Raw genomic sequence first — 15,466 nt, forward strand, 5'->3', positions numbered from 1 at the left:
GCGGTGTCCGGTCGGGCAGCAACGGCTCCAGCCGTGCCCACTCCGCGTCGGTCAAGTCGTGGCGATCAAGCACAGAAGAGATCTACCGCAGCCGACCCGCATGATCCACGGGACACGCTCTAGCCCGCCGCAGTCTCGCCAGATCCGCCTGGACCTGCATCGGAACCGATGCGTGCCTCAGCGTTCGCACCCGGTTTCATCCCGTCTCAGCCCATCTCAGCTACCACTTTGGGCACCGCCTGGCCCCTCCTCGCCGTCGGGCTGCGAAGCTGATCGAGTCCCCTGCTTCAAGATCGTCCCCCAATCTCCTCCCAATGAGCCTTTCCGAGTAACCGGTCGTCACGGTTCGTGACTTCCTGGGTCAGGTGGTGCGATGGTGGTCGTGGTGGAGCAGGACCAGCGCGGCGGCGACGACCTGGCCGATCCGCCAGGGGCAGCCGCGGTAGCGGCGCAGCACCTTCAAGCTTGACTTGAGCAGTGAGTTGGCGCGTTCGCCCAGGCAGCGCAGGGCGCCGTGGACGGCGTTGTAGGTCTGCTGATCAGCGGTCTGCTGGTCCCGGGGTTTCTTGATCGGGATGGTGAAGAGGTCGGGCTCGCCCTCGTAGCCCAGATCGGCCAGGGCGGGCAGCTCGTCGGCGACCCACTCGGCGATGCGGGCGAGCAGGTCGGGGTCGGCGCGGGCGGCGGTGGCGTCATGTTCGCGGCCCGGGCGCGGATCGGAGGTCGACAGTGGCCATCCGTCCGGGGCGGACACCGCCTGGACGTTGGCGCCGTGGTGGCGGTGCTTGCCGCTCCACCACAGGTCCACCCCGGCCGTGGGCCCGGGCGTGGCGATCCGGTCGGTATGGATCAGCGTGCCGTCCACGATCACGTGGGAGTACCCGGCCGCCTTCGCCGCGAGCAACGCACCGTGCAGCGAGGGCTTGCGCGCGGCCAGCACCGCGATCGCCTCGCCGGTGTAGTCATAGGCCGTGGACTCCGAGATCGCGTTGTCGCGGGCCAGCTCGCTGATCCGGGTGTCGTCGAGGAACCAGCGCAGCGCCAACACCGCCTGCTGCCGTGGCTCCAGCGCCCGGGTGCCGGCCCGGGTGCCCCGCCGTGTCCGTTCGTCGGCCAGCAGCCCGGCCAGGAGCTCGACGGTGTCCTCCTCGATGTCCAGGACGGCCTGGTATGTGACACTCACAGCGCGCGGAACTCCTCTGAAGATGATCTGTGGAAGGACCACCTTCATAGCGGGAGTTCCGCGCCCTTCCCCTCAACCGGCGATCGTCGGCGGGTCGCATCGATCCCCACTGCTCACGCAGCGTCACTGATCGTTACCCAGAATGGCTCAATCTGTGCCAGAGCCAGAACGAACTGGCCATTGACACGGGAGCATCTATTGGCGATCGTGGTCGGCGGTCGGGGTCCTCAAGCCCACGTGGCAGATGGTGGCCGACCAGCTCGCGGACGTCGGGTAGCCGTACGTACGGCGCGGCCGCGGCCGGACGCGAGCGGCAGCGTGCCGAGCCGGCCAGCGGCGCCCGCACGACGTGAGCGCGTCACAGGACGGCTGATGGCGAGAACCAGGTCTGGTGTCGGACTTGTTGCAGCGGAGCAGGCTGCTGCCAGTCATCTGCAGGAGGTTTTGACGGTAGAATAGTATGCGAACTTCTTTCACGAATGTCTAATCGGGCGGATCGAAATAGTTGTCCAAACCCGTATCCCCTCCCGTTCAGGCTCGTTTCGCCACTGACGGGGTCCGGCTCGGGCCCTCAGTACGAGTTGTCTGGGCGCGCTCATCGAGAGGTGCGTGCCCGTCTCCCGGACCGGTCCAACCGGCGCCGGGGAAAGGATGGAGGATGTCCGAGTCCCCCCGCAGGCGTCGTCGTGCTGCCACGGCGATGTTCGTCGCAGGATCAACGCTTGCCGCCACTGCTCTCGCCCTGCTCCCCGGGACCGCGAGCGCATCCAGCCACCGTGAGGCCCCGCTCATCGCGACCATGCCGCAGGTCGACAACACGGACGTGTACTCGTTCGTGTCGCCGGACAAGCCGGACACGGTCACGCTGATCGCCAACTGGACACCGTTCCAGGAACCCCAGGGTGGTCCGAACTTCTACCCGTGGGCCGAGAACGCCCGCCACGACATCAACATCGACTCCGACGGTGACGCCGAGGCGGACATCACCTACCGGTGGGAGTTCCGCACCGACGACCGGCGCGCCGAGGCCGAGACGTTCCTGTACAACGTCGGGCCGATCGAGAGCCTGGACGACCCGGACCTGCTCTTCCGCCAGTACTACACGCTGACGAAGATCACATCGGACGGCGAGGAGGTGCTGCTGGAGAACGCCCAGGTCGCTCCGTCGAACACCGGCCCGGCGTCGGTGCCGGACTACGGCGCGCTGCGGGACGAGGCCACCTACCCGGTGGGCAAGCACGGGCGCACGTACACCGGCCAGGCCGAGGACTCCTTCTTCCTCGACCTGCGCGTGTTCGACCTGCTCTACGGCGGTGACCTGTCCGAGGTCGGGCAGGACACCCTGGCCGGCTACAACATCAACACCATCGCTCTGCAGGTGCCGATCAGCGAGGTCGCACTGAACGGCGACGGCAAGACCAACCCGGTGATCGGTGTGTGGAGCGACACCGAGATGCGCTCCCTGGAGCTGCAGCCCGGTGGCGGGGCCGAAGCGGTCGGGGACTACGTCCAGGTCTCGCGCCTGGGCAACCCGCTGGTCAACGAGCTCGTCCTCCCGGTCGGCCTCAAGGACGCGTTCAACGCGATCGAGCCGGACGTCGACGCCACCATCCCGGAGGTCGTCGAGCGGGTCACCGACCCGGAGCTGGCGCGCCTGATCGAGGCCATCTACGGCATTCCGGCCCCGGAGACCCCGCGCAACGACCTGGTCGAGATCTTCCTGACCGGCATCGCCACCAACGCCCCGACGCTCGACGGTTCGGAGCCCCCGATCCAGGCGGACCTGAACAGCCAGGTGCTCAACGGCGACGTCGACCCCGCGGACTTCGTGCCGTCGGAGATGCTGCGCCTCAACACCGCGATCAAGCCGACCGCGGAGCCGAACCGGCTCGGCGTGCTGGCGGGTGACCTGCAGGGCTTCCCGAACGGCCGTCGTCTCGTCGACGACATCGTCGACATCGAGATCCAGGCGGTCGAGGGTGCCGCGGTGGACGGCATCGTCGAGGCGCTGGCCGCGGGCGATGCGGTCGACGCCAACGACAAGGAGTTCGGGGACACGTTCCCCTACGTGGCGCTGCCGAACAACAAGAGCGTCAACGACCCGGCCAACACCCAGCCCGACATCCCGGAGGGTGCCGCTGCGGCACCCCTGGGCGGCCCGGGCGGCGGCACCGCGCTGCCGACTCCCTCGATCGTCACCGGTATCGCCGCGGTGACGATGCTGGGCACCGGCTTCTTCATGATCGCCCGCCGTCGCGAGACGGTGGCCCCGGTCACGACCTGATCCCGGTCGGATGACAAAGTCGGGGGTCCGGGACACCCGTCACACGGTGACCCGGGCCCCCGCCCGTCTACGAGGTGCTCCATGCCGGATTCGCGCTCCCGCGTTCCGATCCTGCTCGTGCTGGTCGGCGTCCTGCTGGGTGTCGTCGCCGTCACCGGTGCCCTGAGCTCCGATGACGAGGCTCCGGCCGCCCCCGCCGTCCCGGCGTCGCAGGCGAGCGCGCTGGACCAGCTCGTCTACAACGCCCAGGAGACCCTGCGGCGCAACCCCGACGACGCGGCACTGTGGGCTCGGCTCGGCGCCGCGTACGTCGAGCAGGCCCGGATCAGCGGCGACCCCTCGTACTACGCGAAGGCCCAAGGTGCGCTCGACCGTTCAATGGAGATCGAGCCCGACGGCAATGGCGAGGCCCTGATCGGTATGGGCCAGCTCGCCAACGCCCGGCACGACTTCGCGGCCGCCCGCAGCTACGGCGAGCAGGCCCGCACCCTGCGCCCGGCCACCCCGGAGGTCTACGGCGTGCTCGCCGACGCCTACACCCAGCTCGGCGACGCCGACGCCGCCACCGCCGCGGTGCAGAGCATGCTCGACGTGCGGCCTGGGCTCGCCAGCTTCACCCGCGCCTCCTACGACCTCGAGCTGCACGGCCGCAACGACGACGCCCGAGCGGCGCTGGACCGCGCCCTGGGGGTCGCGATCTCTCCCGATGACATCGCATTCTGCCGCTACTACCTCGGCGAGCTGGCCTGGAACTCGGGCGACGTCGAGGAGGCCGCCACCCAGTACGACGCCGGACTCGAGGCGGCACCGCAGAACGTCGCGCTGCTGCAGGGCCGCGCCAAGGTGGCGGCGGCGCAGGGCCGCGTCGACGAGGCCCTCGCCGGCTACGAGACGATCACCACCCGCGCGCCGCTGCCGCAGTACCTGCTCGAGTACGGCGAGCTGCTGGAGGCCGCGGGCCGCGCCCCCGAGGCCCTGGCCCAGTACGAGGTGCTCGCCGTGCAACAGCAGCTCTACGCCGCGCAGGGCTCGACCGACGACCAGGTCGCGGCGCTCGTCGCCGCCGACCACGGCGATCCGGCCGAGGCACTGCGGCTGGCGCGGGCCGAGTGGGAACGCCGCGAGAGCATCTTCAGCGCCGACGCGCTCGCCTGGGCGCTGCACGTGAACGGCCGCGACGCCGAGGCGCTGCCCTACGCCGAACGCGCGGCCTCGCTGGGCGGTGCGAACGCGAGCTATGCGTTCCACCGCGGCATGATTCTGGCGGCGCTCGGGCACCGGGACGACGCCCTCGCGGCCCTGAACCAGGCGCTGACGACCAACCCGCACTTCAACCCGCTGCAGGCGCCGGTGGCCCGGGCGACGGTCGCCTCCCTGGAATCGGGCTCATGATTCACCTCCGGCGCGCCGCGCTGCTGGTCCTCGCGGTCGGCGCCCTGCTGCTCGCGCCCCTCGGCCCGACGGCGCCGCCGCCGGCCCAGGCCCACCCGCTGGGCAACTTCACGGTCAACCACTACGACGGGCTCGTGCTGTTCGCGGACCGGATCGAGGTGCTCGCGGTACTCGACAGCGCCGAGATCCCGACGGTCCAGCAGCGCGGCACCACCGACACCGACGGCGACGGCGCCATCTCCGCGGCCGAGGGCGCGGCGCACGCCGCCGCGGTGTGCGCGGAGATGCTCGGCTCCACCACCGCCACGGTCGACGGCACCCCGGCACCGTTCACGGTGCGCTCGGCGCAGGCCGAGTACCCGGCCGGAGAGCAGGGCCTGCCCACCACCCGGGTGACCTGCCGGCTCCTCGCGCCTGCCGAGCTGTCCGGCCGCTCGACGATCGAGTTCACCGACGCGTTCAAGGCGGATCGCATCGGCTGGCGGGAGATCACCGCCACCGGCGTCGGACTGCGGATCGAGTCGAGCGACGTGCCCGCCCAGAGCTCGTCACGGGAGCTGCGCGCCTACCCGGCCGACCTGCTCGCCGACCCGCTGGACCAGCGTTCGGCGCGGCTCTCCGTGGCGCCGGGCCGCGGATCCGCCGCACCGCTGGCCACGCTGCCGAGCACCGGGGTGAGCGTGCTGGACGCGGCACTGGCGAGCGGCGAACGGATCCTGTCCGGGCTCGCGGGCAGCCGCGACCTCACCCCGGTCGTCGGCGTGCTGGCGGTGATCATGGCACTCGTGCTCGGCGCGTCACACGCCATGCTTCCCGGACACGGCAAGACCGTGATGGCCGCCTACCTCGCCGGCAGGCAGGGCACCCGCCGCGACGCCGTCGCCGTCGGGACCGCGGTGACCATCACCCACACCGCGGGCGTGCTCGGGTTCGGGCTGCTGATCTCGCTCGTCGCGGCGTTCGCCCCGCTGCCGGCGATGCGGTGGCTCGGCGTCGTCAGCGGGCTGCTGGTCGCCGCCGTCGGCGTCACGCTGCTGCGCTCGGCGGTGCGGCGGCGCCGCGACCTCGCCGCGCTGCCGGTGACCGAGCGCACCGGAGCGCTGGTCGGCGCCGCCGTCGGTGGCCCCGACCCCGGCGTCGGCCACGGCCACGGGCATGGGCACGGCCACGGGCATGGGCACGGCCACGGGCATGGGCACGGCCATGGGCTCGAGGCTGCCGGTGGCGCGCGCTGGAGCCGCACGAGCCTCGTCGGCATGGGCATGGCGGGTGGGCTGGTCCCCAGCCCCTCGGCCCTGCTCGTGCTGCTCGGGGCAGTCAACCTCGGCCGCACCTGGTTCGGGGTGGCACTCGTGCTCTGCTACGGCCTCGGCATGGCGGGCACCCTGACAGCGGCCGGCCTGCTGCTGGTGTCGGTGCGCGATCGCCTCGCACGGATGGAACGGACCCGGGCCTGGCGCGAGCGCGCCGGGCACTGGATGGCGGTGCTGCCGCTGGCCACCGCGGGACTCGTGCTGATCGTCGGCGTCGGACTCGCGGTGCGGAGTCTGACCGGCGGTGTGTGACCACTCGCTCAAGAACCGATCAGGAGGACAGGTGCGGCGTCACCCATTCCGTCTCGCAGTCACGGCCGGACTGCTCGTCGTCACGTCCGGTGTGGTTGCGGGGTGTTCGTCGGCTCCCGCCCCCGGGCCGGTGTTCAACAACGAAGGCGCGGTCGAGGTGACCTGCCTCGTCCACCAGACCGAGGAGCCCGGCGCGCGCTACACCGCCCGAGAGATGCGCAGGACCGACGACGTGCTCGCGTTGATGAGGTACTACACCGCGCACGGCGCCAAGCCGTTCTGCGACAACGCCGCCGCCGGTGAGTCCGATAAGGCGTGGGCCCAGGTCTACGTCGACCTCGGCGGGACCACCGAGAAGGTGCCGACCGTCCTCGGATAGTGCCGCCTGACACGTGCACGTGGATCGAGAACGCGGACACGTTCCGCGTCGGGGTGCTCAGCAACCTTCGGCAGCTTCTCGCCCGGCCCGGCGCGAACGGCGCGTGGTCGCCCCCGCGCTGCCGATGCGGTGGGCACCGGCCTCCTCGCCGCTGCGGCGGACCGTCAGGCCGACCGGTCGATGCATCGGCCGGCGGCTGGGTCATCCTTTCCCTGGTGGTCAGCGGGTGACGGTGGAAACGATGAACGGCGCCGCAGCGCTCAGTACCTCGTCGCGCGACAGTGGCGTCTCGAACGCGCCCATGTACACGCCGCCTTCGGCAGGTTTGCCCTGGAGCTGGCCGATGATCGCCGCATGCCGGGCCTCCACGCCGAAGATGCTGGCCGCCGCGACGAGCAGCTCCTTCTCGGCGAACAGTGACGGTGCTGCTCCGAGGTAGGCCTGCACGCCGAGGTTCTCGAACGTGAAGGCCGTCTCCAGGTAGCTGTCCTGGCTGGCGAAGGCCTGCCCGAAGTCGACCTCCGGTGCCGGGACGGGGTCGCCGCCGAGCTGGCCGATGGTGTCGGTGATGACCATGACGTGGGCTTCCTCGTCGGTCTGCACCGTGCGCAGGTAGTCGGCGGCCTTGCCCTCCAGGAGGTCCGCGGCGTTGCCCTGGCGGTAGAACTCCGCCTCCAGGTACTCCAGGGTCAGGGCATAGTTGAGGACGTCGATCGGGCCGTCGAAGTCCCCTTCCTGGGCGAAGGCCCACTTCGCGCCCAGCATCTGCAGGGCGACGGTGGCGGGGATGACCGTGGCAGCTCCCCTGATCAGATCACGACGCTTCATGATGTCTCCGCCTCACTGCTGGATGAAGGAGCCGGCGAGTTCGAGGACCTGCTCCATGGTCTTGCTGTCCTCGAACGGTGCCGGGAACGGGTTGCCGCCGGTCAGGTCGGCGAGGATCGCCGCATGCCGGGACTCGACGCCGGCGATCGCGGCCGCCGCTGCGAGGATTTCCGGACTCTGCACGTTCGCGATCTGTCCGTGGTAGGCGTCGACCCCGAGCTCCTCGAACATCGATGCGGCGGTCAGGAACATGGTCTTGTCGGTGAACGTGCCCTCGGGATAGGTGAACATCGGCATCTCCGCCGGCGTCCCTCCCAGGCTCTGGATCGTGGAGGTGAGCGCGCTGACGTGCTCCTGCTCGTGGTCGCGGATCGGGGTGACCAGCTCGAGCTCGCGCCCGGACAGGATCCCGCCGTCGAGCCCTTGCGTGTAGAAGTCCGCCTCCAGGTACTCCAGGGTCAGGGCGTAGTTGAGGATCTCCAGATCGCTCGCCGAGCCCTGCGCGAACGCCCGTGGGTCGCCTCGCGTGACGGCGACGAAGGTGGCTCCGACGCCGATCACCGCCGCCCCCTTGATGAACGTGCGCCGGTCGGACTCCTCGCGGAACGTCAGTACCGGCGCGCCGCCGAACAACGTCGACGACCGTCGGGATCGTGGGGTGTCAGCCATGTCTCTCCTCCTGCGGATCTGTGCGGGATGACCTCGCCGGTGTCGCGCTCACCGCCCCTCTCCGGCCTCGGCGGTGGCACGCACCACGATGCGGTGCGTCCGGTCGCCCTTCGGATGACACGCGAAGAGCGTGAGTTGGCGGGCCTCCGCATCGGCGGGGCGGGCCAGGACGAACGCGGTGTACTCGGCTTCGGGCACGATCGCGGTCTCGGTGACGCGATAGGTGACGCCGCTGCCGCCCTCGGCGGTGACCACGACGGGATCGCCGGCGACCAGCTCGTCCAGGTCGCCAAACGGGCGGGTGTGCGTGGTGCGGTGGCCCGAGATCACGGCGTTGCCGGGCTGCCCGGGCGTTGCGGTGCCCGGCCAAAGGCCCGGCCCGCGTTCGAGGACCGACGGGTGCACGCCCGCGGCGTACACCGCGTCCAGGCCGATCGCCTCACTGGAGATGCGCCCCAGCGGGGTGTACTCCTGCGGCGAGGTCGCCACCAGCGCGGCCTGCGCCGGATCGATCGGATAGTCCGGGTTGTCGGCCGCCGATGCCGCCAGCTCGTCACGCAGCCGCAGCACCAGATCCCAGGACGGCGCCTCCCGAGCTCGCTGTTCGACGAGCTCGGCGACGCCGTCGGGCTCCGAGGGGGTGGCCACCATCCCCGGCACGATCATGAGACCGGCGGCGACCAGGGCCGTCAGGCACGTCGCGCCCAGCCACCGGGATACTCGGTGAACCGCGCGCATGTGATCACCCTCGTGGTCTCGGAAACGCCTTTGCCTGTCGGAATCGTGATCTGGCTCACTCAGACCTTCGGCGCTCGAAGGCGACCGGTTCGGCGCAATCGGCAGCGAGGGGTCGGCCGGGGCTGTCGAGCCTGGGAACCGCGCCGCGTCCAGGGTCGGGTGGGAGTGTCCGGTGGCTCTGCTCCGACCCCTGCTGGCCATCTGTCGACGATCTTGAACTGCTCCGGGGGTCCACTGGTGCCGACCGGGGGCCCAGGGCCCGCGGGTGATCGACGATCGCCTGGGATGACATCAGCTGGCCGATCGTGCGGCTGCACCTTCCGGCTCACACGATGGCCGACCTCGACCGCCGATGGCTCGTCCTCGAGGCATGCCTCGTCTAACTCGGCTGCGGGCAGCCGTTCGCGGTGCTGTCCACCGCAGACGACGTCAGTCGGGCCGAAACCAGGCCCGGAGCCGGGCCCCGGGCAGGGCTCGACGCGGCAGTGCTCAGCGCGGCTCTCACGGGCATTGCGGGAGCCTGGTCACCGTCCGCGTCGAGGTCTCCTGGCTGCGCAGAGCCTGGGCGGGCCTGGTAATGGTGCTGGCGGGGACACCGGCGATGAGTAGCCGCTGCCGCGGAGCGCCGCAGCTCGCAGCCGAGGTCGAGGTCGAGGTCCAGGTAGTAGAAGGTCGGCGACCGGGCCATCTCCGCGACCTGGACACGTGCTGGCCAGCCCCGGCGCCGGCGCCGGCGCAGACCGAATCGGCGGCTGCCGATATTGACATTGCATCGACCTGGTCACGACGCTGGCGCGGCTTGCTGCTGCGCCCTCAGAATCGTCGAATGTCGTCGCGAGGCGGAGAGGCGGCGTCGGAGTACGAGCTACCGAACGACCAGTGCGGGACCTCGTCGACCCCAACGGTCCCGACGGGCCGCCGCACCGCACCGCAATGCGTGTTCACACTGAGCCATTCCGGGTAACGATCAGTGACGCTGCGTGAGCAGTGGGGATCGATGCGACCCGCGACAGCACTGGGGTGATAACCCGCCTTCTCCACCCCCGAACGGCCAGACAGCCACAGCATCGTTCACTCAAGGCGCTGTATCGAGCTACAGCGTGCTGTATGTTGGTACCGCACGCTGTGCAACGACACAGCGCTGAGGCGGGAGGGCCCATGACCTACGTGCAGCCGCTTGCGAACGGCATCCGTACCGACCACCCCGTGCCGGGGCTGCCGTTCGTCGAGGACGAGCACATCCCCATCGAGGACCCTGACGCAGTGGAGGCCATCGGCCGCCACGAAGGGGCAGGAACGTGGGGTCGTTGCGATACCGACCGCGGGACAGGGGAATGGGCCGCGTTCACCACCGAGCCGAAGAACCCGTCGGTGGCGTGGGTAATCAGGTTTCACCCCGAGCACGGGCGCAGCGTGCTCCTCTACCGGGACTCCGACGCCACCACCGCCTACAGCGAGTGGTTCGGCGAGAAGCCGCTGCTGTCGCGCATCGGCGGGTACTGGTGGAACGGGACGACCTGGTACCGACCGTCACAGATCATCGACTGGGCAAGCGAGCGGTACGTGCGCCGCGAGGTCCATCTGCCTACGGTGATCACCGCGGCGGACCTGCTGGACGGTACCGGTCGGGCCGAACTCGGACGGCCGGCCAGGATCATGCAGCTTGGGGGCGAACAGAACCCCCTTGAGCTCGCGGGATACCAGCTCCGCGCCGCCGCTGCACAAAGTCAGCTGGCGCAGGCCGAGCAGTGGCGCCACGACCTGGCGTTGTGGACGAGTCGCCGCGGCGACGGCTCGTTGCCCCTGGCGCGCTGTGTCGTGACCGTCAACGCCCCGGAGCTGTTGGACGCGGTCCTGCTCGGGGTGGAGGAGTTCGCGACTAAGGCCGAGATCGCCGCGTCAACGCTGCGGGCCTACATCGCTCGCGGCGAGGCCGACATCCCGGTTCCACAAGCAACGGACGGGCCGCGGAAGCGGTGGGCCACGCCGGTGGTCGACGACTGGATCGAGCAGCGCCGCCGCGACCCCGGGAAGGTAGCTGCACTGCTCCAGCCCTCCGACGGCGACGGTGAAGACGGCGAGAACACCCTTGCACCGGGCCTACGGACGCTGTGGAACCGATTGACCGAGGTCTTCACAGCGGAGCTGTGGCGAGACGCCCCTACCCGTCGCCGCTGGTCAAGGCCATATCGCAACGAGCGCGCCGCGACGAACCTCTCCAGCCAGCTCGGCTGGGTCGCGGCGCTGCACCTGGACTCCACGGTCCCGTTCGAGGCGCTCACCGCGGTGCTGGAAGACGCCGTGATGTGGCAGATGGCGAATTGCGCGAAGGACGAGCGGCGGGTCTACTTCGACCCCCAGACCGGCAGGATGTTGGGCTGGTTCATCGAGCACCGTCCATCGCGGGTGACGAACCTGTTCGGCGCCATCATCGGCCGTGCCGAACGAAACGGCGTCTCGCGCGAGGTCACCACGCGGTCGCTCCGGGCCGCGATCCACATGGACGGCGGGTTCGACGAGAAGAAGCTCGACCAGCTCGACGCGTTCCTCGACCTCGTCTCCCCGCCCAGGGGCGAAGCGCAGGTCAGTGGGACCGGCGGTGTCCGGTAGCGCGGTCGACAGCGTCGGCGACGCGTAGTGCTTGTGCGGCGACCTCGTTGGGCAGGGACGGGTAGTGGCGCCCGCAGGTGTCAACGAGGGCGGCCAGGGTGAGGCTGACGTCGCCTCGGCGTGGGTCGAGATGCCCGTCGGCGTGGCCGACCTGCCGCAGGATGTCGGCAGTGTCGGCCAGCTCGCGGGCAGCGGCTCGTGCATAGCCGGCACGGCGGTGCTGGGCGGGTGTCGGCATCGGTACTCCAGGTGGCCGCCGCTGGCGGTGTTGACAGAGGTCTCGTGCGTCGCCGGCGCGCCCTTCCCCGGCGCCCGGCGACCCACGAGATGCACCCTACGATTCTTCGAACATCAGTTCGACATTGCGCGACGGATATCACCCGACCGGCGCGCAGCGGACGCTAGCGATGGCGGCCCGGCCCTGCGAAGGTGCCCGTAGCCGGCGCCGTGCCCGGCGCCGTGCGGATGCCACGTCAGTGCGCGGGCGCCTGACGATTTGGCGCCGCTGATCCTGGCGCTCTGTCGTCGTCGAGGGCTGCCTGCAGTGCCAGCAGCAGCGATCGCGCCGGGACCTCGAACGAGCACAGCTCCTCGGCTGGCTCGTCTGCGTTCCCGTCGTGTGCGTGCAGCCTCATGAAGGCCGTCTCCCCGATCACCGACACGGTCAGCACCCGCGATGGCGGTTCGTAGTACTCGTGGTCTGCGGGGTCGGCTGCGCTGATGTGGATCTCTCGAATCACAAAGAAGAAAGCCGATGCTCGCACCCAACCATGACCCGGCGGGGCGGTTCGGCCAAAGCTAGGTGGGCGGCACGTACCGTGAGGAGGAGGACGTACAGCCGTCCAGCCAGCGCTGGAACGCGCGTTTCTCCCCAGGTTCGCGGTCGAACTCCTTCCCCGTCCGCGACAGATACAGGGGTGGCGACGTCATCGCGAAGCTTCGGGTCGTAGCGGATCTCCCCGAGCGGCCTCGAGCACTCGGTAGCCGCTGATCGTGCTCGACATCCGCCCCGGCCCGACCGAAGACCAGCGCCAGCTTCGAGGTGCTCGAAGAAGAACCAGCAATCCTGCAGCCGCGTCCCGCGGACGCCGACCGCGTAGCCGCGCAGGACTACGCGATCCTCGGCCCGCTGGGGCGCAGGCAGCGAGTCGACCTTGTGGTTGTGGTCGTGCGGGGACCGCACGCCATCAACGCCGGCCTCGTCACAGGCCTCGCAGCTGACCCACCCTGTCGCTGTCGATTGCCCATCCTCGCCCCCATAACGATGGACCACCAGCGTGTTGGCGAGGGCTAACGGTCCCGCCACCGCTCGTGACGCGACATGGGCGCTCGCTCGCCTCCAGCTGCGATCTCCTGGGAAGCGACGTTCCGCGACCGAATGTGATCGTTCGGCCACGAAATGTCTGGGCCGCGTTGCACACTCAGGCGCGGTCAGCAGGGACGTCTACGCGCCCTTGCCGACCAGCACGTCGGACAGCAACGACGGGGGGACGATCCGATGGCCGGCCGGAAGAACAAGACCCGCTCGAAGGTCCACGCCGAGCCGGCAGGCTCGTCGCGCCGACCGAGCGCAGACGCAGCAGCGGAGATCGGCGCGCGCGGGAGATGGACTGCCACCGCTGCGGCCCGGACCGCCCGCGAGGCACGGATCGCTACCGCCGCACACCTGCGCACCGCGCCCATCGCGCAGCAGTGGGAGATCACCCGGGTCATGTCCTCCTACCAGCTGTGGCGCAACCACCTGCGCGATCAGCTGTGCCAGGAGCAACCGCGACTCGACCCCGACAGCCCCCGAGGCGCCGCCATCCTCGACGAGACCGCCGCCGCCCTGCTCTACGGCGGATCCGGACTCACGCCGCCCTACCCGACCGACCTCGACGACGCGGCACGACGACTGCTCGACCTACGCGCCGCCGACCTCGAGGCCGCGACCCTGTACGTGATCTCCCCATCGATGTGCGACGTCGTCATCGCCGCCGCACAAACCCTCACCATCGACGACCTGGCCCTGCTCAACGACGACGACCTACCCAGCCCGACCGGGATGCTGCTGCTTCCCCACCCGATCATCGTCCGCGCCGTCAACGGCAACCTCGGCGACGACCGCGCCTACGTCTGGACCAGCCCGGCCCAGCTGCCCTCGGCCACCGAGACCGGGCAGGCCGTGATTCGCCCCGGGGTGCGGCTGACCACCTACCTCGACAGCCACGGCCCGGTGCGCCCCAACAGCTTCCGGGACATGGCCACCCTCGCCGCCGCCCAACACACCCCGCTGCCGCTGCTCATGCCCGACGGCACCCGCACCACCCCCTACCTGCCCATCATCACCGAGGCGATGCGCTCCGCACTCACCGATCTCGGCGGCCACGCACGCGCCCACGCCGACCGCTGGCGGGAAATCAACACCGCCGCCGGCTACGCCGAAGGCGACCAGGTCGACGACAGCTTCGAGTACCGCCCCGGCGAGGAGATCAACGACCACGACGACCTGTTCAGCATCCGGTTCCTCTACGCGTTCTGGCGGCTGTGCAACCAAGGCATCGCCCACCTCGACCACATCCCCGCCGGCCACAACGCCCGGCTACTCGCCGAACGCGCCGGCGTCTCCCCCGACGTTCGCGTCACCACGATCCGACCCGACACCCGCACCACCGACCGGCCCGCCACCGCCCGGGACTGGCAACACCGCTGGGTCGTGCGGATGCACAAGGTCCGCCAGTGGTACCCCTCAGAACAGCGCCACCGAGTGCTCTACCGCGGCCCATACATCAAAGGCCCCGCCGACAAGCCCCTGCTGGGCGGCGAGATTGTGCGCGGCCTGCGCTAACCCACCCGGTACATCCCGGCCACAGCGCGCTGCCGTGCGGCCCGCCCTCGAGGTGAGCGCGGAGAGTCCGCCGCGGGTCAGCGCGCTGTGACCTGCCTATCGTGCCCCGGTGCTCCCCCTGCCCCCCGTGCAGCCGATGCTCGCCCGGCCGGCACCCACGCTGCCGGCCGGTGAGGTGTGGGCGTTCGAGCCGAAGCTGGACGGGTTCCTTAACTTGAACTCCACCGCCGCACTCGCCGTCGACATGCAGCGTGGTAGCACCGTCAGAGGTCGCTCTGGCTCGCCGGTATCTGCGGTGCGGATCCGGGGACCGCAGCGGTTCCCCGGAAGCGGCGGCCGCGCTCCGGCAGGTATGTCCTGCCACTCACGGGTGGCGTAGCGGCTGGAATTCACCCCGAGGCCAAGTGCGCCGACTCCTGCGTGGCGACGAGTTGTTCGATGAGTCGATGGGTCAGCGCCAGATGTCGACGGTGATGCCAGGGAGGCGTTCGCTGAAGAGACCGCGAATGCGGCCCGGTCGAGCAACGCGCGGAGACGCGCGTCAAAGGTGTCGAACGCCGCTCCGAACAGATGGGGCGTCGAGCTGGACAGCGAGTAGATCGACGCCCGGACTTCCTCGACGGTGCGCTGCACCGTCCGCGCGGTTAGTTCCAGACGCTCGGGCCCGCGAAAGCCGGCGGCGCGATAGATGCCTTCCTCGCCACCCAGGGCCCCGGCGTTCTGATCATTTAGGTGTTACGTCCGGTTTTTTCCGGTTGGCTCGCCCTGGTCAGTGCGGGAGACGAGGGGGCTGAGTTGCCAGGCGAGCGCGGCTCCTGATGATCTTTCAGGTGTCAAAGCCGAAAGTTCGCCTCAGGAGCCGCGCTCGTGCCCCCATCATCGCCGATCAGTCCTGTCCTTGGCCAGTTGGCGGAGCTGGCCCGCAAGGACGATCCGCTCGGGTCGGGGTCAGCGGGTCCGGCGTCGTCGCTGCTGGCGCGGCTCTCAGCGG

General features: G+C 70.1%; 11 protein-coding genes. 6 read left to right on the plus strand and 5 right to left on the minus strand.

Going from position 1 to position 15,466, the window contains the following annotated elements:
• Positions 1–361: 361 nt before the first annotated feature.
• Positions 362–1,183: a transposase family protein gene (locus KME75_RS32655; RefSeq protein WP_308283296.1), complete on the minus strand. Its 822-nt coding sequence runs from the start codon at positions 1,181–1,183 to the stop codon at positions 362–364.
• Positions 1,184–1,841: 658 nt separating this feature from the next.
• On the opposite strand from KME75_RS32655, the gene KME75_RS32660 reads away from it, so the two are divergent.
• From KME75_RS32660 to KME75_RS32675, 4 genes are all read left to right on the plus strand, one after another.
• Complete coding sequence (locus KME75_RS32660; protein ID WP_219418801.1) at positions 1,842–3,467, plus strand: DUF4331 domain-containing protein; 1,626 nt, start codon at positions 1,842–1,844, stop codon at positions 3,465–3,467.
• 81 nt (positions 3,468–3,548) lie between these two features.
• A complete protein-coding gene (locus KME75_RS32665; protein ID WP_219418802.1) occupies positions 3,549–4,859 on the plus strand; it encodes a tetratricopeptide repeat protein in 1,311 nt (436 codons plus the stop codon).
• A complete protein-coding gene (locus KME75_RS32670) occupies positions 4,856–6,424 on the plus strand; it encodes a nickel/cobalt transporter (RefSeq protein ID WP_219418803.1) in 1,569 nt (522 codons plus the stop codon). The genes KME75_RS32665 and KME75_RS32670 overlap by 4 nt, the downstream gene beginning before the upstream one ends.
• A gap of 31 nt (positions 6,425–6,455) precedes the next feature.
• Positions 6,456–6,803: a hypothetical protein gene (locus tag KME75_RS32675; protein ID WP_219418804.1), complete on the plus strand. Its 348-nt coding sequence runs from the start codon at positions 6,456–6,458 to the stop codon at positions 6,801–6,803.
• A gap of 219 nt (positions 6,804–7,022) precedes the next feature.
• Here the strand turns inward: KME75_RS32675 and KME75_RS32680 are convergent, their stop codons facing one another.
• The 3 genes from KME75_RS32680 to KME75_RS32690 are packed head-to-tail and all read right to left on the minus strand — an operon-like array spanning position 7,023 to position 9,038.
• Positions 7,023–7,631, minus strand: a complete 609-nt coding sequence (locus KME75_RS32680; protein WP_219418805.1) for a ferritin-like domain-containing protein — start codon at positions 7,629–7,631, stop codon at positions 7,023–7,025.
• Between the two features lie 12 nt (positions 7,632–7,643).
• Positions 7,644–8,300, minus strand: a complete 657-nt coding sequence (locus KME75_RS32685; RefSeq protein WP_219418806.1) for a ferritin-like domain-containing protein — start codon at positions 8,298–8,300, stop codon at positions 7,644–7,646.
• 48 nt (positions 8,301–8,348) lie between these two features.
• Positions 8,349–9,038, minus strand: coding sequence for a class E sortase (locus KME75_RS32690; RefSeq protein WP_219418807.1), 690 nt, complete (start codon positions 9,036–9,038; stop codon positions 8,349–8,351).
• A gap of 987 nt (positions 9,039–10,025) precedes the next feature.
• Here KME75_RS32690 and KME75_RS32695 point away from each other — a divergent pair.
• Positions 10,026–11,648, plus strand: coding sequence for a hypothetical protein (locus KME75_RS32695; protein WP_219418808.1), 1,623 nt, complete (start codon positions 10,026–10,028; stop codon positions 11,646–11,648).
• Here KME75_RS32695 and KME75_RS32700 read toward each other — a convergent pair.
• Positions 11,623–11,886 (minus strand): hypothetical protein, encoded by a 264-nt coding sequence (locus KME75_RS32700; protein ID WP_219418809.1) that lies wholly within the window; start codon positions 11,884–11,886, stop codon positions 11,623–11,625. The genes KME75_RS32695 and KME75_RS32700 overlap by 26 nt on opposite strands.
• Positions 11,887–13,146: 1,260 nt before the next feature.
• Here KME75_RS32700 and KME75_RS32705 point away from each other — a divergent pair.
• Positions 13,147–14,475 (plus strand): hypothetical protein, encoded by a 1,329-nt coding sequence (locus KME75_RS32705; RefSeq protein WP_219418810.1) that lies wholly within the window; start codon positions 13,147–13,149, stop codon positions 14,473–14,475.
• The last annotated feature ends 991 nt before the right edge of the window (positions 14,476–15,466 follow it).

It is taken from the genome of Pseudonocardia nigra (assembly GCF_019396355.1).
Taxonomy (GTDB): domain Bacteria; phylum Actinomycetota; class Actinomycetes; order Mycobacteriales; family Pseudonocardiaceae; genus Pseudonocardia; species Pseudonocardia nigra.